Genomic DNA, 20,241 nt, shown 5'->3' on the forward strand with positions numbered 1-20,241 from the left:
GCGGAGCAGGACTCTCGCGGGTTTTCGAATCCGGTGCTTTTATAAAGCGTAAAACAGCATCGGAACAAAGGCTACTAATAACAGGGTCGGTAACATGACCGCCAAAGGCAGCAACAGTCGCTCGTACCGGTGCCAGAAAGAGCCAGTACGTTCCGCCGCCAACACTTCCGACTCACCGACCACTTGTCGGGTAAGCAGGTGGTTGAGCGCTACCGGCGGGCTCAGGTAACCAAGCTCGAAGGCCACCAGACACACAATCCAGAAGTGCAGCGGATCAATACCGATTTGGATTGCCGGCTGAGCAATGGTGGCCGACACCAGTATGACCGCTCCGAACGGATCCATAACCATGCCGATAAAGGTCAGCATGACCACGATCACCAACATCGCCAACCAAGGGCTGGTCAGGCTTTCCGGGAACAGGAAGTGCACGATATCCGACCGCTCCAGAATCCCGCCTAAACAGATAGAGAAGCCGATCAAAGCCAGCAGTGCACCAATGTGAACCGCGGAATCACTGGCCGCAGAACTGCTGCGGGTGAAGAACTCCTGAACTCGTGAAGGCACAGGAGAATCATCTTGCGTCTTACCCGAATCCAGCATCACGATCGCCAACATCACCAAAGGCAAGATCAGAGGCGCGCTGTATTCGTTGAACTGAAGCCCCAGTAGCCCCCAGATCGACAAGATCACCGCCGCAGCCACACCGACATAAGGAATCAGCGGTTTGGTAGCCTGCAAAGATTCGCGCAACGCACCCCGTGCCGGCCGCGGCTTCCAGTTGCCTTCCGTTTTGCACACGATGAATGAGAACAAGGTGGCCGACATAATGAACACCCAGAAGCCCCAGCCATACATTTCTGACGTGGTCACTTCCTTGTTCAGTGCGGCAACCACCACAATCAACAGGCAGGGGTTCAGAACCACACCCAAACTGCCCGACATCGCGGTTGTAGCCAGAGACAACTGACGACCCGCTCCGGCCCGGCGAAGTTCGTCATAAACCACCCCTCCAACGGCAAGGATAAAAATGCCCGAAGCTCCGGTGAATGCTGTCGGGAAAGCGGTGGCAAATATGATCACCGAGGCCAGCAAAGGTGCGGGCAAGTTGAATGGCTTTATCAGACCCAGCAACAGCTCGGGCACCCGGGTCTGCTTCAGCATCATACCGACTAACACGTACAGGCCGATGTTGATAAACATCGAGGACAGGTTAGACATCATGCCAAAATAGATCGCGAGGCCTGAAGAGTAGCCATCCACGAAAAAGAAATAGCTCATGGCAATCAGGCCCATGGTGCAGTACAACGGCACCACCAAACCTGAAGTCATATCCAGGCTCCCCGACTTGATCCGTTCAGGAATCGCAACGAAGCGCACCGCGTTGATGACCATAAACAAACCGAACACCATCACCCACGCATACTGAAGCGTCATGGCACTCGCTGAGTCAGGCGTGCGCTCCAAATTCCCGAGATAGGCATTAAGAGACAGCATCATCAAGCCGTTCACGATGAATTGTGAGCCTTGGCTCAAGCGCCACTCAGAACGATTTCGAGGCAGTCTTAAGGCAATATGATCGGCATCGAGTGCAGAGATAGCCGCCGCCATCGCAAACATGCCGATGAACAAGAACTTCGTCAGGTCGATATTGCCCAGGAGGAAATTAGCCAACCCTTGCTCAATGTCTTTAAAGACACTCAAACCCCAGGTGGCATGTTTTTGATTCTCAGCAAACTGTTGATGACGCTCCTCACACAATGCCAGATTACTTTCCAGAGATTGGCGAATCGCTTGTGCATTCGGCGGCGAACTGAAGAGGTCGTCCGGATCAGGCTTATAGGCCTGAATCCGACGCGCCACTTCTGCCTCCACATCCATCGTCAGGTTACAACTGGGCTCAACCGCATCCGGATTGAGCAGATAGTAATTCGGCCATACTTGCTCGCCTACCCAAAGCAGCCGGGAGTGAAGCGAATTACCCATCCCGAGCAACAAAGTCGCCAGGAGCAACAGCAGGAGAATCACCCCGTGCAGTCTGTGCACGGGATACAGAGTCCTTACACCTGTCGCAGTCATTGCACGCCAGTTCATGATCGGAATCCCCGTTTATTCGCGATTATCGGCGGTGCACTCTGACGCGCCCGGATTGCTGGAGCACCGAATCTTGCTCATCAAGCTGAGCATTTTCGGGCTGTACACAACCGGCGCGCCGTTAACACCATCGCGCATTTCCAGACGGTTTTCCCGGAACATTTCCTGGTAGCCAACGATGTCCTTCTCAGGGATACGAATCCACTTGTCCTCAGGAATCGCTTTTTCAAGACCGCCAATCATGTTCATTGCCTGCGGGAACATACCCCAAGCCACTTCACGAGCCTTTTGCGCCACACTGTCTTCCAGCACTTCATCACGGGCAATAATCTGAACCGTCAGCTGCGCAAGCGGGTAGTCTACGATACCGCCTTTGTCGCCAATACCTTTGTACAGCTCCAAGGCTTCATAGGCGAACGCCGGAGCGTAGGCAGTATCTACCGAACCGTTGTTGAACTTGCCCGCGAAATTCGTGATGTCTGAGGGAACAACGGTGGCTTTCACATAGTTAACCATGTGAATAGCGTCTTTCTGGTAGTCCAAAGTCGCGACACGCTTACCAGCCAGCTCAGCCGCCGTATCGATCTCTCTGTCGTTAACAAACAGATAGCCGGCACCAGCAGGAACAATGCCCAGCACCTCGTAACCATTTTCTTTCATAAGAGGGGCGGCTTTGGGCTGAGCGAGGGTCGCCAGCAGGGTTTCCAAATCCTTGTACGTCGGCAATGCACCGACCGCACTGATACTTCCGGTAAAGCGGTTGAAGGGACGAGTTCTCAGATCGGTAGCTGCGACCGCGTCACACTGACCAGAGTTGAAATCGCCAATGGCAACGCCTTCATCCGTGTAAGGCTTTAGGTCGAAGTCGATGCCGTGGGTTTTCAGCTCAAGCGTGAAATCTTTCACCATGTTATAGACATCGCCATTCGCACCAATTACGTCGAAGACACACATAGTAGCCGCTTGGGCGGACGATATAGGCGCAATGGCTGCAATGGAAAGGGCTGCAAGTGTTTTACGGATCACAATAACCTCCGGGTCATCATTGTTATGGTTGTTAACGCAAGGAAAGCTGGGTGATAGCGCTGCCGGTTAAAGCAGCCCATCCAGACTCATTGTTTCAATGTTGCTGGTATCACGCTCCGGGCTCATTTTCCCGAAAAAGCGGGTCGGCGTGCGATGGCCGTAATTCTTGGTCCAATGCTTGTCTGATGAGAAAGTGACAACCGTGCGAGCAACCTCATCGAGAAGTACATAATCCTCGAGAACTTCGAACCCTTCCTCAGCGGCAGCAAAGTCTGCAATTGCATCAGCAAGAACATCTGGGCGACCGAATGTTTCTGCAGCGACAATTTGCAGCGCGTGGGATGTTCTAAAGCCGGCTTTCACACCCAAGTCAGCACTATTCTCAAGCACTACCCATGGGTCTGGAGACAGGGCCGGGCGCGTATCCGGAAGCAGCAGCCACACCAAAGCCCGCACTGCATTCGGCAAGCCGCCCCACTTTTCGTTATCAACACACTGTGCCGCACGCTCAGCTTGTGGTGCGATATTGCGAGGAACACCGGCCATAGCGCCTGAGTTGGCATCATTCACGATAGCCTGCATACCGGTAAGCAACCCGGCCAGGAAGGTAATCTCATCCTGTTCAGTAAACAGGAACGGGCACTCCATCGGCTCTGCCGCGGGATCAAAGTCATAAGCGGCCATAGCGCGGCGGAAAGATTCGTATCGGCGGGTCGCTGTTTGCGCGTATAAACGCTTTGAAACTTCACGGGCATCTTTAGCAGCTGGCACGTTGCCGCTGTAATCGTGTCTTAGGTAATCCAACTCTGCATCCCAAGCTCTGTACTCCATGCAGTTACCAGCCAGCAGCATCAGCAAAGAACCAGTGGTATCAGGCGCGTCCACAACTCGGGAGAAAGAGTACAGCAACGGGTCGATCCCTTCGCCTAATGCACACGCCATCTGCGTGTCGGTCATCTGCATAACGTAAGGGGTAGCCTCGGATTCCGAGTAACTGGAAAGTACGACACCCGTCGTATGATAAATCGGGTTGACCGTACAACCGGCAAGGACCAGAACCAAGCCTGCGGCAATCATTTTGGGCATACGAGCCGAGAAACGGCATGCCTGAGAGAGCTTAGAGGAGATCATAATGCGACCTGTCTTTACTTTGTATGTTTGTTTTTTTAGACGTGATCATTGCTGCACGGGTTAGCACGCAAACTCACAACATTCCGTGAACCAGATCACCGAAAACACGGAGACTTTCATTCACAGAACGAAGGATGCGGGGAAAGCGCTCAAACAGAAATGGCTTGTTTGCCGAAATATAATGCCGATCAGGCCAATTACGTATAGAAACTTAAAAATTGGACCTTTCTACTATGGAAACCATCGAGAAAAACTGACCCCGCCCTAGCCAGTTTTTCTACTCCGGGGCACCTGCTGCACCGCCAAAACCCAGCAACGCCATGACCTGATCCGTAAGGCCGTCCAGGGTCAAACCACCACGTTCGGGCTTGTACCAGGTTACCGTCCAACTCAAGGCACCCGTTAACATCCGGCGGGCTATAAACACATCGGCATTCAACTGCCCCTCGTTTTTAAGCCGTTTCAACACGGTCAGCCATAACTCTTCGTACACATCCCGCAATGCCAGCACTTCCGTTTGAGAAACCTCCGATAAGCTGCGCCATTCGTAAACCAGAACCGCCATTGCCTCACCGGTTTTACCGTTGATCGATTCCAGCTCGGCACGAATCAACGCTCGCAGCTTCGCTTCCGACTCGGTCTCGCCCTCCACCGCTGCCTGCATGACCGCGGTATTCAGGCGAATGGTTTCAACCATTACGGCCTTCAAAATTTCTTCTTTCGTTCGGAAATGGTGAAACAAGCTTCCCGACTGAATGCCCACGGCGGCCGCCAGATCCCTCACGGTGGTGCGCTCATAACCTTTGTCTCGGAATAAAGTAGCGGCCTCAGCCAGCAGCCGGCCACGCGCACTGGCAGGGTCGGAAACCAATTGATCTTTAATAAGTGCCTGAAAAATATCGCTGTGCTTCACATGAATATCCAACTGCAGAGAAGGTTGACCCATTTTACCTGACTCTCGCCTATTTACAAACCAAGCGCTTGCTTGGTAATGTCGAGATTAATCGATCAAGAACCATCAATAAATCGCCAATGAAAACGGGGCTATCAACATGTCAGAAGCCAACAAAACCATCCGAATCGGCTGTTCTTCGGCATTCTGGGGTGACACCGAAACCGCGGCCGCCCAACTGGTCCATCAGGGCAACATCGATTATCTGGTCGCCGACTATCTGGCCGAAGTCACCATGTCGATCATGGCGGGCCAAAAGATGAAAGACCCATCGCAAGGGTATGCACGGGATTTCGTGCAAACCGTCATGGGCCCGCTGCTTGTCGACATCAAAGCAAAAGGAATCCGGGTTCTGGCCAACGCCGGTGGCGTTAACCCCATCGCTTGCCGTGATGCGCTCCAGGCACTTTGTGAGAAGGCCGGAGTGGATCTAAAGATCGCTCTGGTATTGGGTGATGACTTGATCACCAAGAAGCAGAAGCTGGCGGATGATGGCATCACCGAAATGACAACGGGCCAGCCGTTCCCGGCCATGATGGTCAGCCTGAACGCCTACCTCGGCGCGCCTGGCCTGGCCGCCGCACTGGACCAAGGCGCGGACATTGTTCTCACCGGGCGCGTTGCCGACAGCGCTTTGGTTCTGGCGCCGCTGGTGCATGAATTTGGCTGGCAGTGGGACGATTACGACAAACTGGCCCAAGGCAGTCTTGCCGGGCATTTGCTGGAATGCGGTGCTCAGTCTACTGGTGGCAACTTTACCGATTGGGAAGCCGTTGCAGACGGGTTTACCAATATGGGTTTCCCGATTGCAGAAGTCAGCGCCGATGGCGATTTTGTTATGACCAAACCCGACAATACCGGTGGTTTGGTTAGCCGTGGCACGGTTGGCGAGCAATTGGTGTACGAGATCGGTGATCCAAGAGCGTATCTGCTGCCCGATGTGACCTGCGATTTTACGCAAGTTAAGCTGGATGAAATTGCGCCGAACCGGGTTCACGTGTCCGGTGCGACAGGATTGGAGCCCACCGACAGCTACAAGGTGTCTGGCACCTGGCCCGATGGCTTCAAATGTACTGCGTCTTTCCTGCTAGGGGGTATCGACGCGCCAGCCAAAGCCCAGAAGGTTGCGGACGCTATTCTGGCCAAAACATCGGCGATGTTTGCGGACAAAGGCTTGCCAGGCTATTCCGAAACCAGCATTGAGCTGCTGGGTACCGAAGCGACTTACGGCCCTCATGGCCGTCGCAGCGACACACGGGAAGTAATCGTCAAAATTTCTGCAGCCCATCCCAAAAAGGAAGCCTTGGTGCTGTTTTCGAGGGAGATTGCACAAGCCGCAACCGGTATGGCGCCAGGTCTGACCGGCATTGTCGGCGGTCGCCCTTCCGTGTTCCCGAAGATTCGTCTTTATTCGTGTTTGGTTCCGAAATCCGAGGTGGCTGTGTCGGTGGATATCGGCGGCGAAGCTGTGCCTGTCGACGTTGCCTGTGATGGCAGCTTTGATCCCGCTCAGCTGGCGCCCGAACCGCAGGGCAATATTGAGGTTACAACGGATACGACGGTTCCTCTGGTTCGGTTGGCGTGGGCGCGCTCCGGGGACAAGGGCGATCACAGCAATATTGGTGTGATTGCGCGGGAAGCGGAGTTCGTGCCGTACATTCAGGCCGCGCTTACAGAGAAGGCAGTTGCCGAGTGGATGGCGCATACGCTGAATCCGGAGTCCGGCAAGGTGACTCGTTGGGCTTTGCCGGGGCTGAATGCGTTTAACTTCTTGCTGGAGCACAGTCTGGGTGGTGGCGGTATCGCCAGCTTGCGGATTGACCCACAAGGTAAGGCGTTTGCGCAGCAGCTTCTGGAGTTTCCAGTGCCGGTGCCATCGCAACTTTCTGAGTCTTAATTCGGTGCAAGCACCCCGCCGGAGGAGGACTGTTCAAAAAACGCTCCTTCGGCACATCCATGTGGCGCTTGGGCTCCGCCATCCATGGCTCCGCACATTTTTGCACAGTCCTCCTCCGGCGAGGCGCCCAAACGCTGTATATGGATTCATCAGGTTTAAACAGGAAATTGCTTATGAGCTACCAATCCGTTTTACGACCCGGGCTATTTGAAGGCCGGGTTTACATCGTCACCGGTGGCGGCTCCGGTATAGGTCGGTGCACCGCTCACGAACTGGCTGCCCTGGGCGCACAGGTTGCACTGGTTGGCCGCAAACAGGAAAAGGTCGATGCCGTCAAAACAGAGATCGAAGAGGATGGTGGCACGGCCAGCGCTCACTCCTGCGACATTCGCGAGGAAGAGTCTGTGCAGGCCACGGTTAAAGCCATTATTGCCGAACACGGCCGGTTGGACGGGTTGGTGAATAACGCCGGTGGTCAGTTTGCTTCGCCACTGACCGGAATTAATCAGAAGGGCTGGGAAACGGTGGTGCGTACCAATCTGACTGGCGGATTTCTGATGGCACGCGAAGCCTACACTCAGGCGCTCAGCAAAACCGGCGGCTCGATCGTCAATATTGTTGCTGATATGTGGGGCGGAATGCCCGGCATGGGGCATTCAGGGGCTGCACGAGCCGGGATGGTGAATTTCACACAGACCGCTGCCGTGGAATGGGCTCCGTCGGGCGTCCGGGTGAATGCGGTTGCGCCGGGCTGGATTGCTTCCAGCGGCATGGATAACTATCCCGCGCACATGAAGTCATGGATTCGCAGCCTGGCCGATGCGGTTCCCATTAAACGGATGGGTACGGAGTCGGAGGTCAGTTCGGTGATTTGTTTCTTACTGAGCGAAGGCGCGGCATTTATCAGTGGTGACTGCTGGCGCATCGACGGAGGGGGCTCTCAGGGCAGCCGCATTTGGCCCATGCCGAACGCCAAGAATAATGAGCCGTACAACGGCTTCCACCGAGCGACGACCCCCAAAGTATTGTCGGAAGACTGAGGATCATTACATGCAGGTACTAGAGTCAACCATTACCCCCCAGTCCAGCGAGTTTCAGGCGAACGCGGAAGCCATGGAAGCCCATATCAAAACCTTTCGTGATGTCGAGCAAAAGGTTTTGGATCTGGCAGAAGCTGCTCGGGAAAAGCTCACCAAGCGGGGCAAACTTCTCCCCCGGGACCGCATTAACCGGTTGCTGGACCGTGGCAGTGAGTTTTTAGAGCTTTGTTCTCTGGCTGGCTATCAGATGCACGACGACAAAGACGGTTCCATGGCCGGCGGTGGCATTATTGCCGGTATTGGCCGGGTGGCGGGTATCCGGTGCTTGGTGGTCGCCAGCAACAGCGCCATCAAGGGCGGCACCATTACGCCTGCCGGTCTGGATAAAACTCTTCGGCTGCATGAGATTGCCAAGGAAAACAAACTGCCCATCGTGTCACTGTCCGAATCTGGCGGTGCCAACCTGAATTACGCCACGGATATTTTCGTGCCCGGCGCCCGGGGCTTTGCCAATCAGGCGCGGTTGTCAGCAGCGGGTATTCCGCAGGTTACGGTTGTCCACGGTAACGCCACAGCGGGGGGTGCCTATCAGCCCGGCCTGTCGGATTACGTCATCACCGTGCGTGATAAAGCAAAAATGTTCCTTGCTGGTCCTCCGCTGCTGAAAGCGGCCACCGGTGAAATCGCCAACGACGAGGAGCTCGGCGGTGCGGAAATGCACGCGACGGTTGCCGGAACGGCTGAGTATCTTGCTGAAGACGATGCTGACGGTATTCGCCAGGCCCGGGAGATTATGGGCGCCCTACCCTGGAACGATCAGCTCCCTGTACAGCGGGAGGTTAGCTGGGACGAGCCGCTGTACCCGGCGGATGAACTGATTGGCGTGATTCCGGCCGATGCCAAGAAGCCTTATGACGTGCGCGAAATCATCGCCCGAATCAGCGATGGCTCTCGCTTCCTCGACTTCAAGAACGAATACGACAACCAAACTGTGTGCGGCACCATCCGTATTAAAGGCCACAGTGTCGGCATCATCGGTAACAACGGCCCGATTACCACTGCCGGAGCGACGAAAGCAGCCCAATTTATCCAGTTGTGTGATCAGGCCGGCACGCCGATCGTATTTCTGCATAACACCACTGGCTTCATGGTGGGCACCCACTCCGAGCAGAACGGCATTATCAAACACGGTTCGAAAATGCTGCAGGCCGTCGCCAACTGTCGTGTACCCAAGATTGCCGTGGTGGTGGGCGGTTCCTACGGGGCCGGCAACTACGCCATGTGCGGCCGAGGCCTGGACCCACGATTCATTTTCGCCTGGCCCAACAGCCGAACCGCCGTTATGGGCCCTGCCCAAGCTGGCAAGGTACTGCGCATTGTGGCTGAAGAGAAACAGCGCAAAAGCGGCAAAGAGCCCGATGAAAAGACCCTCGACTTTCTGGAGCAGGCAACCGCTAAAAAGCTCGAAGACGGCTCAACCGCTTTGTTTGGTACGGCGCGTTTGTGGGACGACGGTTTGATAGACCCCCGGGACACTCGCCGGGTGCTGGCAACCGCTTTGTCGGTATGCCGCGAAGCCGAGCAGCGTCCGTTGCGACCGAATGTCTATGGCGTGGCACGTTTTTAATTCGAACAACACAAACAGAACAACCGTGAATTAGAGCAGGAGAGTACCCATGAATTTCACATCAGAGCACGATGCCCTTAGAAAAACCGTAAGAGATTTCGTCGAAAAAGAAATCAACCCATACGTTGATGAATGGGAAGAAGCCGGCGAATACCCGATTCGCGATGTGTTCAAAAAACTCGGCAACCTGGGCCTGCTGGGCATTCAAAAGCCCGAAGAATACGGCGGCATGGGTTTGGACTACAGCTACAACCTGGTTGCAGCGGAAGAGCTGGGCATGGCCAAGTGCGGCGGTGTTCCTCTGTCCATCGGCGTGCAAACCGACATGTGTACACCGGCGATTGCCCGCTTTGGCTCCGACGAACTGAAGCGCAACTTTTTGACTCCGGCTATTACGGGTGAGCTGATCGGCTCTATCGGTGTCAGTGAAGTGGGCGCCGGGTCTGATGTTGCCGGCCTTAAAACCACAGCCAAGAAAGACGGCGATGACTACATCATCAATGGCTCCAAGATGTGGATCACCAACTCCCCGAAAGCTGACTTTATCTGCTTGCTGGCCAACACCAGCGACGACAAGCCGCACAAGAACAAAACCCTGATTGTGGTGCCCATGAACTCCCCCGGCATCACGCTCAGCCCGCACCTGAACAAGCTGGGCATGCGCTCCTCGGAAACCGCACAGGTATTCTTCGACGACGTGCGCGTACCGCAGCGCAATCGCATTGGTGCGGAAGGCACTGGCTTCATGTGCCAGATGATCCAGTTCCAGGAAGAACGCATGTGGGGCGCGGCAAACGTCATCAAAGCGCTGGAAAGCTGCATCGAGCAAACCATCGAGTACTGTCAGGAACGCAAAACCTTCGGGCAGCCCTTGATCAACAATCAGTACATCCATTTCCGTTTGGCAGAGCTGCAAACCGAAGTGGAGGCGTTGCGCGCCCTCACCTACAAAGCCTGTGAGCTGCACATTGCCGGCAAAGACGTCACCCAACTGGCGTCTATGGCCAAGCTCAAAGCCGGCCGCTTAGGCCGTGAAGTCACAGACACCTGCCTGCAATACTGGGGTGGTAACGGTTACATGTGGGAAAACCCGCTCGCCCGCGCTTACCGGGACGTACGCCTGGTTTCCATTGGCGGCGGAGCCGACGAAATCATGCTCGGCATTATCTGCAAGACCATGGGCATCTTGCCGGGCAAACAAAAAGGCTAAGGCATCTTACCGGTGGAAGGCCAGCCACGGGGCGGTGCTTTCCGGGACACGCTACAAGTACGTCCCTGTAGGCTCGTTTCGGGCCGTCCTTGGCCCTCAACGGTCCCGGAAAGCACCACCCCGCGGCTGCCCCCAGACAAAATGCGTGGAGTCCTTATGGAACAGTTATTACCAACATGCGAAACGCTTGCCCTAGAGCAAAGCGGCTCGGCGTTAATGGTCACCATTAACCGACCTGAAGTTCGGAACGCCATGAGCTTGAAAATGGTCGAAGAACTCTCTGCCATTTTCACCCAGGTGGAAAACAACGACACCATCAGAGCCGTTGTCATCCGTGGAGCCGGTGGCCACTTCTGTGCCGGCGGCGACATCAAAGACATGGCCGGCGCTAAGAATCAGGAAGGCGAAGGCCGCGACAACCCGTTCTTCAAACTGAACCGAGCCTTCGGCGAAATGATTCAACAGGTCAACGAATCCTCCAAGATCGTCATCGCCATCACCGAAGGCGCTGTCATGGGCGGCGGCTTCGGGTTGGCCTGCGTTTCTGACCTCGCCATTGCGGGCCCAACCGCAAAGTTCGGCATGCCCGAAACCACACTGGGCATCATCCCCGCCCAGATCGCACCCTTTGTGGTTGCCCGAACCGGCCTGACACAGGCCCGCCGATTGGCCCTGCTCGGCCTGCGCGTGAGTGCTCAAGAAGCACAGCGCCTGGGCATCGTGCACGAGGTTGCCGAAAACGAAGAGCAAATCGAGACGCTGTTAGCCGCTGCACTTGAGCGAGCCCGCCTCTGCGCCCCGAACGCAACCGCTCAAACCAAAGCCCTCCTGCACAGAGTCGGCCACGAAAACATGAGCGACTTGCTAGACGATGCCGCAGAGATGTTTTCCTCCGCCGTGCGCGGTCCGGAAGGTGCAGAGGGAACCATGGCGTTCGTGCAGAAGCGCGAGCCGAAGTGGGCCAGCACACAGTAAATACAGAAACTAATTTCCGCTACCACCATTGAGCGGATAAACAACATAGATAGCGGGAGCGCTGCTGGCGGGGAGTTCCTCCGGAAAATTTCGGAGGCCATGGATGGCCGGAGAGAAGCGCACATGGATGTGCTCGTAGCGGTTTTCCGGAGGAACTCCCCGCCAGTGGTGCGGACAGGCACGATGCTGACATCGCAACAAGGTAGGTAATGCCATGCTAAAAAAACTACTCATCGCAAACCGTGGCGAAATCGCCTGCAGAGTTATTCAAACCGCCAAAGCGCTCGGATACCGGACCGTCGCCGTCTACTCCGAAGCCGACGCCAACGCCCTGCACGTAGAACAAGCCGACGAAGCCGTCTGCATTGGCCCGGCACAAGTCTCCGCGTCTTACCTGAACGCAGAAGCAATCCTCGATGCCGCCAAGAAAACCGGCGCCGACTGCATCCACCCCGGCTACGGCTTCCTGTCCGAAAACGCAGGCTTTGCCAAAGCCATCAAACAAGCCGGCCTGACCTTCGTAGGCCCACCGGAAAACGCCATCGAACTGATGGGCAGCAAGCGCCGCTCCAAAATCGCCATGCAAGAAGCCGGCGTCCCCGTCGTCCCGGGCTTTGAAGGTAACAACGCCAGCGATGAAGAACTCATCGCAGCCGCCAAAGACATCGGCGTACCCCTCATGCTCAAAGCCTCTGCCGGCGGCGGTGGCCGCGGTATGCGACTGGTCGAAGACCAAAACCAACTGGCCGACAGCATCAAACGCGCGCGCTCCGAAGCCAAACAAGCCTTCGGCGACGACGAAATGATCATCGAAAAAGCCGTGATCGAACCTCGCCACGTCGAAATCCAGGTCTTCGCGGACCACCACGGTAACGCCGTCTACCTCGGAGAACGCGACTGCTCCGTGCAGCGCCGGCACCAAAAAGTCGTCGAAGAAGCGCCCTCGCCTTTCGTCACCCCGGAACTCCGCCAAGCCATGGGCGAAGCCGCGGTGAAAGCAGCCTTGGCCTGCGGCTACGAAGGCGCCGGCACGGTCGAATTCCTCGTCGATAAAGACCGTAACTTCTATTTCCTGGAAATGAACACCCGTCTGCAGGTAGAGCACCCGGTTACCGAACTGATCACCGGCCAAGACCTTGTCGCCTGGCAGCTGATGGTCGCCGAAGGCCAGACTCTGCCGCTGGCACAGGAAGAGATCCAGCTAAACGGCCATGCCATCGAAGTGCGGCTGTACGCGGAAGATCCCGCAACCGACTTCACGCCGCAAACCGGCACCCTGCACCAGTTCTCGCCAGCCAAAGGTGAAGGCCTGCGTTTCGATACCGGCGTACGTTCCGGTGATGTGGTCAGCCCTCACTACGACCCCATGCTGGCAAAAGTGATCGCCTGGGGCCAAAACCGCGACGAAGCGCGTCGCAGGTTGATTCGTGCACTGGAAGACACCACCGTATTCGGTGTCACCACTAACCGCCACTTCCTGAGCCGCATCATCGCCGATGAAACCTTTGGTGCCGGAGAAGCCACAACCGCCTTCCTCCAGCAGTCGTTCAAAGACGACCCGTCACTCGCGCCACAAGCGCTCAGCATTCGCGAACTGGCGCTCAGCGCCTGCGCACTCAGCCTTGGCACTTCCGGCCAAAATGGCTGGAGCAACGCCCCTGCAACCGTGATGCCCATGAGCCTTGAAGTACAGGACGAAACCGTCGAACTGCTCGTTCGTCGATCCGGTCAAAAGCTCATTGTCTCCCACGAAGAGGCGCAATATGAGCTGCAACTCCAAAGCCACCAGCCGGGGCTGCTGTGCATTATCGACAATGGCGTTCGTCACCGGTGCCAATATCACCAGACCGGTGATTCCCTATATTTACAAGCTTTCGGACGCTCGTGGGCTATTGTTGACCGCACACATCAACCAGCAGCAGGTGCCCAAGGAGCCGGCAGTGGCCGCATACAAGCCGCGATGGACGGTGCCATCATCGACGTACTCGTCAATGAAGGTGAAACCGTTACCCAAGGCCAGACTCTGGTGGTGCTGGAAGCAATGAAAATGGAGCACCCCGTCAAAGCAGACCGGGACGGTGTCGTGGCTGGCCTGCACACCAATACCGGGGATCAGGTAAAGCGCAGCCAACTGTTGGTTGAACTGGCGCCCGAAGACGCTTAACACACAACATAATTCGTGAGCACAACGTAGGCTCTCGTGACGAAGGGAATGGAATAATAATGAGTCAAGACATAATCTCCACCCGCGACATGATGCGCAGCATCCCCCCGGTGCTCGGCCGTTTTCCTTCAATTGCACGAGGGCTTTACTATTACCTCGCCAAAGACAATGAAAAAGACCTGAACCTGAACAAACTGATTGCCCGGAACGCTCGGAAATATCCGAACCGGCCAGCAATCCTCTGTGACGATCTGACGGTGACCTGGCAAGAGTTTGATGCCTGGAGCAATCGCATTGCGCACTACCTTAAAAATCAGGGGCTGGTAAAAGGCGATGCCATTGCCGTGCTGCTGGAAAACCGCCCGGAACTGCTGGCGGTCGTGGCGGGTGCAGCAAAAATCGGCGTTGCCTGCGCCATGCTGAACACGTCCCAGAAAGGCAAGGTGCTGACGCACAGCATTAACCTGATTGAACCGAAAATGTTCGTGGTCGGTGAAGAGCTACTCGAGCAAGCTGAAGGGGTTCGCTCTGACATCAAACTCGATCACGCCAACCCGATGCTGTATCTGGCAGACACCAACACCCAGAACATCTTCGGCGACGCGCCCGAGGGTTACACCAACCTAGCTCTTGAAGTCAGCAAGTTTCCATCCACCCTGCCCGAACTCAACCAGCCCGTATTGATGGGCGACACTGCGGTATACCTGTACACCTCTGGCACCACCGGGCTACCGAAAGCTGCGCCGGGTTCACACCGTAAGTTCGTGCGCGCCTACGGTGGCTTCGGCATGTTGTCGCTGAACATGAAACCGGAAGACGTACTCTACTGCACACTCCCGCTTTACCACGGCACCGCGTTGCTGGTTTGCTGGGGTTCCGTGCTGGCCGGCGGTTCCGCCATCGCACTGCGCAGAAAATTCTCTGCCCGCGCCTTCTGGGACGACGTGCGCAAGTACAATGCCACCACCTTCGGCTATGTTGGCGAACTTTGCCGTTACCTGCTGAATCAGCCCGCAAGCACGCAAGACCGAAATCACCCGCTCACCAAGATGATCGGCAATGGTTTGCGCCCATCCATCTGGAAAGAATTCAAAGAGCGCTTCGGCATTGGAACCGTAGCCGAGCTTTATGCCTCTTCCGAAGGCAATATTGGCTTCTCGAACTTCTTCAACATGGACAACACCGTAGGGTTTTCGACCGCCCCTTACCGGTTGGTCAAATTCCACGACGGTACCCGCGACCCCATCCGCAATGAGAAAGGGAAGTTCGAGGAAGTCGAAAAAGGCGAGCCCGGCCTCCTGCTAGGTGAGATCACCAAGAAGTGGGCATTTGAGGGTTACACGCAAAAAGAAGCGACCGAAAAGTCGATCCTGCGGGATGGTTTCAAGAAAGGTGATTCCTGGTTCAACACCGGCGATGTTCTTCGGGAAATCGGCTTCCGACACCTGCAGTTTGTGGATCGTATGGGCGACACCTTCCGCTGGAAAGGCGAAAACGTGTCCACCAACGAAGTTGAAAACATCATCGACGGCTCCGGCATGGTCGAAGAGGCCATCGTGTACGGCGTGGAAATTCCCCACACCAACGGCAAAGCAGGCATGGTGACGTTGGTTCCCCAAAAAGCCGGTGATCACTTTAATCCCGACAAGCTGCTGGCTTACCTGCAAGAAAACCTGCCGGCTTACGCGGTTCCGGTATTCATTCGGGTCACTCAAGCCATCGAGAAAACCGGTACCTTCAAATACCGCAAGGTGGATATTCAGAAACTGGGTTATTCACTGGACCGCCCGGATGACGAGGTTTACGTTTGGCTTCCGAAAGCGTCTGGCTATACCAAGGTCACTCCAGAGCTGATTGCAGATATTGAGGCGGGTGACGTTCGATTCTGATTGGTGGTGGGGTCGTTCTTCGGCCCCAGCCTGTTGGTTTTGGGGGTGGCTGGGTTGGCTTGGGCTTCCAAAAAACCGCTACGAGCACATCCATGTGCGCTTCTTTCGGGCCATCCTTGGCCCTCAACATTTTTTGGAAGCCCAAGCCAACCCAGCTCTTCTAACTCCGCACAAGGTCTAAACCAAACAACTAACTCCGGCGTTCGCTGTACCTTTGCGAACACCACTCCGCATATGGTTGCGCGAGTGGGTGGTCCCTCCCAAAAATCTCGGAGGCCATGGATGGCCGGAGCGAAGCGCACATGGATGTGCTCGTAGCGTTTTTTGGGAGGGACCACCCACTTGTGCATAACACCGAACTTAGCGGCTAGGTGCCCAAACCCAAATCAGGCACCGACGTTAAGCACAATCTTTCCGGTAGCCCGCCGCCCCGACAACGCCCCCAATGCCTCAGCGTACTGTTCAAACTCGAACACTTCGCTGACTTTAGGATCGATTTTGCCTTCGGCGTAGAGCTTAAGAAGCTCCATCATGTTCTGAGCGCTGACCTCTGGCTCACGTTGGGTAAAGCTGCCCCAGAACACGCCGACGATCGAACAGCCCTTCAGCAACGCCAGATTCGCTGGAACCTTCGGAATATCACCCGCCGCGAAACCGATGATCAAATGACGACCGTTCCAGGCCATCGAACGCAAGGCCTGCTCGGTGAAATCACCACCAACTGGGTCGTAAACAACATCGACACCTTTACCCTTGGTCAGTTTTTTAACCGCATCCTTTACCGACTCTTCGGAATAGTTGATCAGCTCATCTGCGCCCGCGTTTTTGGCTACAGCCAGCTTCTCAGCCGTGCTGGCAGCGGCAATCACTTTCGCGCCCATTGCCTTGCCTAGCTCAATTGCTGCCAGCCCTACACCACCGCTCGCACCCAGCACCAACAACGTTTCACCCGGCTGAATATTGGCGCGCTGCTTTAGAGCGTAGTAAGAGGTGCCGTAAACCATCATGAAGCCTGCCGCCTTTTCGTACGGCATGCCTTCAGGCAAAGGTAACAAGTTGGATTCCGGTGCCACGACCTCTTCGGCAAAAGCGCCCCAGCCGGTCAACGCAGCTACCCGATCACCCGCTTTAAAACGAGTTACTTTGTCGCCAACTTCGATAACTTCACCGGCAAGCTCGCCACCGGGTGAAAACGGCATCGGCGGTTGCAGTTGATACTTACCTTCAATAATCAACGTATCCGGGAAGTTCAATCCCGCAGCCTTAACCCGAACCTTCACGCCTCGCCCCTTAACCTCCGGGCTGGGTACGTCTTCGATTACCAGGTTTTCAGCGGAGCCGTATTCTTTGCACAGTATTGCTTTCATGATCTCTCCAAGGCCGTAAGAGGCTTATTATTGATGAAACTCAAGCTAAACAGAGTTGCCCCATGAAGCAAATCAAGTTCGCTTATCCGAGCCAATAAACCTAGCTAATATAGCTCGGCCCTGTATTAGGTGCCGAATGTCGTCAATCTGGATGAATTTTGACGCTATTTCGGCTATTCTTCGCGCAGCTCGTTCCGAACTTTTCCAACCCTGACCGTTTCAGCCCAGAGCTCACCATGTTCGACATTATCTACGCGCTTGAAATGATTGGCATCGTGGCGTTTGCCATTTCCGGGATGATCGTTGCGCGCTCGAAAAACATGGACCCTGTCGGGGTGTTTGCCATCGGTTTCATCACCGCGCTTGGCGGCGGTACGCTGCGGGATTTGATGATGGATAACCATCCGTTGTATTGGATCAAGCATCAGGAACAGCCCATTTTGATTTTGGGCATGGCCGTTATTTTCAGTTACTGGAGTCGCGCCCACAGCCTGAAAGAATCTCGAATCGTTTTCCCGGACGCCATCGGGCTGGGCATTTTCTCTATTCTTGGTGCTCAATTGGCATTGGATTTGGGGCATTCGTGGTTTATCGCCTCTATGCTCGGGGTGATGACCGGCACTTTCGGGGGCGCTCTGCGCGATACGTTGTGTAACGAAGTGCCTTATATATTCCGAAAAGACCAGATTTACGCCTCCATCTCATTCGCAGGCTGCTGGCTGTATTTCGTTTGCCAATGGCTGCTCGAAAGCGAAACCACGGCGTTGACCATTGGTTTGCTGTTTATTGTTTTGGTGAGAATGCTCGCCGTGCGCTTTGATATTCGCCTGCAACGTGATCAGGCTCATAACTGAGCACGAAACCATCACTTGGCGCCGGGCTTTCTAGCCGGTAACATTGCTTTTTTTTCACACTAATCGCTTTTTTCCGCATTTAATCAGATTTTTCACACCCTCAACCCCAGGCACCCCGAGAGGCAGACCGACGTCATGCTTGAACGACTGTTCCAACTAAAAGCCCACGGCACCAATGTTCGTAAAGAAGTCATCGCAGGAATCACCACCTTCCTGACCATGGCTTACATCATTGTGGTCAACCCCAGCATGCTGTCAGCAACCGGCATGGACTTCGGCGCCGTGTTCGTTGCAACGTGTCTGGCGGCCGTCATTGGCACTCTGATCATGGGCTTGTGGGCCAATTATCCCATCGCCCTGGCCCCTGGCATGGGCTTGAACGCTTTTTTTGCCTTCACCGTTGTAGGCAGCATGGGTTACAGCTGGCAAGTCGCGCTGGGCGCGGTGTTCATTTCCGGCTTCCTGTTCTTCATGTTGAGCATTTTCAAGGTTCGGGAATGGATCATTAACAGCATCCCACTGTCCTTGCGCTTTGGCATCTCCGCCGGTATCGGCTTCTTCCTGGCGCTGATTGCCCTGAAGAATGCCGGCATCGTGGTGGACCACCCGGCCACGCTGGTCAGCCTCGGCGATGTTACTGCGGCAGAAAGCCTGCTGTTCTTTGGTGGTTTTATTCTGATTTGCGCACTGGCTTACCGTCAGGTTACAGGTGCTGTGATGATCGGCATCATCGCCGTCACGGCCGTTGCCATGATGCTTGGCATGGTTGAGTACAACGGTTTCATGTCTGCTCCCCCCAGCCTCGCGCCTACCTTTATGCAACTGGATCTGGCGGGTGCCCTGAACATTGGCATGATCAGCGTTATTTTTGCTTTCCTGTTTGTAGACCTGTTCGATACCTCGGGCACACTAGTCGGTGCCGCTCAGCGCGGCGGCCTATTGGACAAAGACGGCAAGCTTCCTCGCCTTGGCCGTGCCCTGATGTCTGATTCTGTTGCCACCATGTCTGGCGCAGCTTTGGGTACCTCAACCACCACCAGTTACGTGGAGTCCACCGCCGGTATCGCTGCGGGTGGCCGCACCGGTTTGACCGCCGTTGTGGTAGCGGGCCTGTTCCTGGCTTGCCTGCTGTTTGCGCCAATCGCGAGCATCATTCCTGCCTATGCAACCGCTCCGGCCCTGGTTTACGTTGCCTGTCTGATGGCCAGCGGCCTGAAACTGATCGACTGGGATGACATCACAGATACCGCGCCGGCCATCGTGACCGCGTTGATGATGCCCCTGACCTTCTCCATTGCTCACGGCATTGCACTGGGTTTCATCACCTACGTGACGGTTAAGGCTCTGGCTGGCAAGTGGTCGGATCTGAACTGGAGCGTGGCCGTTATTGCGATCGTTTTCGTACTGAAATTTATTTTCCTGGATGTGGCGTAAGCCGCATCCAGAACAGGTGAGTTATGGATTATTTTTCCCAGAGCATTAAACAGGCCATCCGCACCGTTCCAAACTGGCCGAAAGAAGGCGTGTCGTTCCGTGACATCACCACGGTTCTGCAAGACAAAACCGCCTTCCGTAAGCTGATCGATGCCTTCGTACATCGCTACCACGGCCAGCACATTGATGCCGTCGCTGCGGTAGACGCTCGCGGCTTCATCATCGGTTCTGCGCTGGCTTATGAGCTGAACGCGTCGCTCGTGCTGGTGCGCAAGAAAGGCAAACTGCCGTTCGATACCCTGGTCGAAGACTACGAACTGGAATACGGCACCGCGTCTGTAGAACTGCACAAAGATGCCTTTCACGCCGGCGACAAAGTCGTGTTGGTTGACGACCTGATCGCCACCGGCGGCACCATGCTGGCTGCTAGCCGGCTGATCCGCCGCATTGGCGCGGAGATTGTGGAAGTCGCTGCGATGATCGACCTGCCGGATCTCGGCGGTTCCGCTAAGCTGCAGAAAGAAGGCTTACCGGTTTATACTGTGTGTTCGTTCGACGGAGAATAACTCACAGTCAGGAGG

The 20,241-nt window shown here is 55.6% G+C and carries 15 protein-coding genes; 10 read left to right on the plus strand and 5 right to left on the minus strand.

Annotated elements, in window-relative coordinates:
- Positions 1–39: 39 nt before the first annotated feature.
- The 4 genes from MWU64_RS00095 to MWU64_RS00110 form a co-directional block, all read right to left on the minus strand.
- Positions 40–2,094 carry a TRAP transporter large permease subunit gene (locus MWU64_RS00095; RefSeq protein ID WP_247059006.1) on the minus strand — a complete coding sequence of 685 codons (2,055 nt, stop codon included), beginning with the start codon at positions 2,092–2,094 and terminating at the stop codon, positions 40–42.
- A 15-nt stretch (positions 2,095–2,109) separates the two neighbouring features.
- The gene (locus MWU64_RS00100; RefSeq protein ID WP_247059008.1) at positions 2,110–3,120 is read right to left on the minus strand and encodes a putative solute-binding protein; all 1,011 of its coding nucleotides are present in this window, start codon (positions 3,118–3,120) and stop codon (positions 2,110–2,112) included.
- Between the two features lie 66 nt (positions 3,121–3,186).
- Complete coding sequence (locus tag MWU64_RS00105) at positions 3,187–4,251, minus strand: hypothetical protein (protein ID WP_247059011.1); 1,065 nt, start codon at positions 4,249–4,251, stop codon at positions 3,187–3,189.
- Positions 4,252–4,528: 277 nt separating this feature from the next.
- Entirely contained in the window at positions 4,529–5,197 is a 669-nt protein-coding gene (locus MWU64_RS00110; RefSeq protein ID WP_247059013.1) for a TetR/AcrR family transcriptional regulator, read from the minus strand.
- 106 nt (positions 5,198–5,303) lie between these two features.
- Here MWU64_RS00110 and MWU64_RS00115 point away from each other — a divergent pair, with 106 nt between their 5' ends.
- From MWU64_RS00115 to MWU64_RS00145, 7 genes are all read left to right on the plus strand, one after another.
- The gene (locus tag MWU64_RS00115; protein ID WP_247059015.1) at positions 5,304–7,100 is read left to right on the plus strand and encodes an acyclic terpene utilization AtuA family protein; all 1,797 of its coding nucleotides are present in this window, start codon (positions 5,304–5,306) and stop codon (positions 7,098–7,100) included.
- A gap of 173 nt (positions 7,101–7,273) precedes the next feature.
- Positions 7,274–8,140 (plus strand): SDR family oxidoreductase, encoded by an 867-nt coding sequence (locus tag MWU64_RS00120; protein ID WP_247059017.1) that lies wholly within the window; start codon positions 7,274–7,276, stop codon positions 8,138–8,140.
- A gap of 10 nt (positions 8,141–8,150) precedes the next feature.
- On the plus strand, positions 8,151–9,767 hold the full coding sequence (locus MWU64_RS00125) for an acyl-CoA carboxylase subunit beta (protein ID WP_247059019.1): 1,617 nt from the start codon (positions 8,151–8,153) through the stop codon (positions 9,765–9,767).
- Positions 9,768–9,816: 49 nt separating this feature from the next.
- Positions 9,817–10,977 carry an acyl-CoA dehydrogenase family protein gene (locus tag MWU64_RS00130; RefSeq protein WP_247059021.1) on the plus strand — a complete coding sequence of 387 codons (1,161 nt, stop codon included), beginning with the start codon at positions 9,817–9,819 and terminating at the stop codon, positions 10,975–10,977.
- A 156-nt stretch (positions 10,978–11,133) separates the two neighbouring features.
- Positions 11,134–11,952, plus strand: a complete 819-nt coding sequence (locus MWU64_RS00135) for an enoyl-CoA hydratase-related protein (RefSeq protein WP_247059023.1) — start codon at positions 11,134–11,136, stop codon at positions 11,950–11,952.
- 214 nt (positions 11,953–12,166) lie between these two features.
- Positions 12,167–14,116 (plus strand): acetyl/propionyl/methylcrotonyl-CoA carboxylase subunit alpha, encoded by a 1,950-nt coding sequence (locus MWU64_RS00140; protein ID WP_247059025.1) that lies wholly within the window; start codon positions 12,167–12,169, stop codon positions 14,114–14,116.
- Between the two features lie 59 nt (positions 14,117–14,175).
- Positions 14,176–16,005, plus strand: coding sequence for a long-chain-acyl-CoA synthetase (locus tag MWU64_RS00145; protein ID WP_247059027.1), 1,830 nt, complete (start codon positions 14,176–14,178; stop codon positions 16,003–16,005).
- 386 nt (positions 16,006–16,391) lie between these two features.
- Here MWU64_RS00145 and MWU64_RS00150 read toward each other — a convergent pair whose 3' ends face one another.
- A complete protein-coding gene (locus MWU64_RS00150; RefSeq protein WP_247059028.1) occupies positions 16,392–17,372 on the minus strand; it encodes an NADPH:quinone oxidoreductase family protein in 981 nt (326 codons plus the stop codon).
- A gap of 236 nt (positions 17,373–17,608) precedes the next feature.
- On the opposite strand from MWU64_RS00150, the gene MWU64_RS00155 reads away from it, so the two are divergent.
- From MWU64_RS00155 to MWU64_RS00165, 3 genes are all read left to right on the plus strand, one after another.
- Positions 17,609–18,226 carry a trimeric intracellular cation channel family protein gene (locus tag MWU64_RS00155; RefSeq protein WP_247059030.1) on the plus strand — a complete coding sequence of 206 codons (618 nt, stop codon included), beginning with the start codon at positions 17,609–17,611 and terminating at the stop codon, positions 18,224–18,226.
- Positions 18,227–18,361: 135 nt separating this feature from the next.
- The gene (locus tag MWU64_RS00160; protein WP_247059032.1) at positions 18,362–19,660 is read left to right on the plus strand and encodes an NCS2 family permease; all 1,299 of its coding nucleotides are present in this window, start codon (positions 18,362–18,364) and stop codon (positions 19,658–19,660) included.
- A gap of 23 nt (positions 19,661–19,683) precedes the next feature.
- Complete coding sequence (locus tag MWU64_RS00165) at positions 19,684–20,226, plus strand: adenine phosphoribosyltransferase (RefSeq protein WP_247059034.1); 543 nt, start codon at positions 19,684–19,686, stop codon at positions 20,224–20,226.
- Positions 20,227–20,241 lie beyond the last annotated feature (15 nt).

The sequence above is a fragment of the Marinobacter sp. S0848L genome, assembly GCF_023016065.1.
Lineage (GTDB): Bacteria > Pseudomonadota > Gammaproteobacteria > Pseudomonadales > Oleiphilaceae > Marinobacter.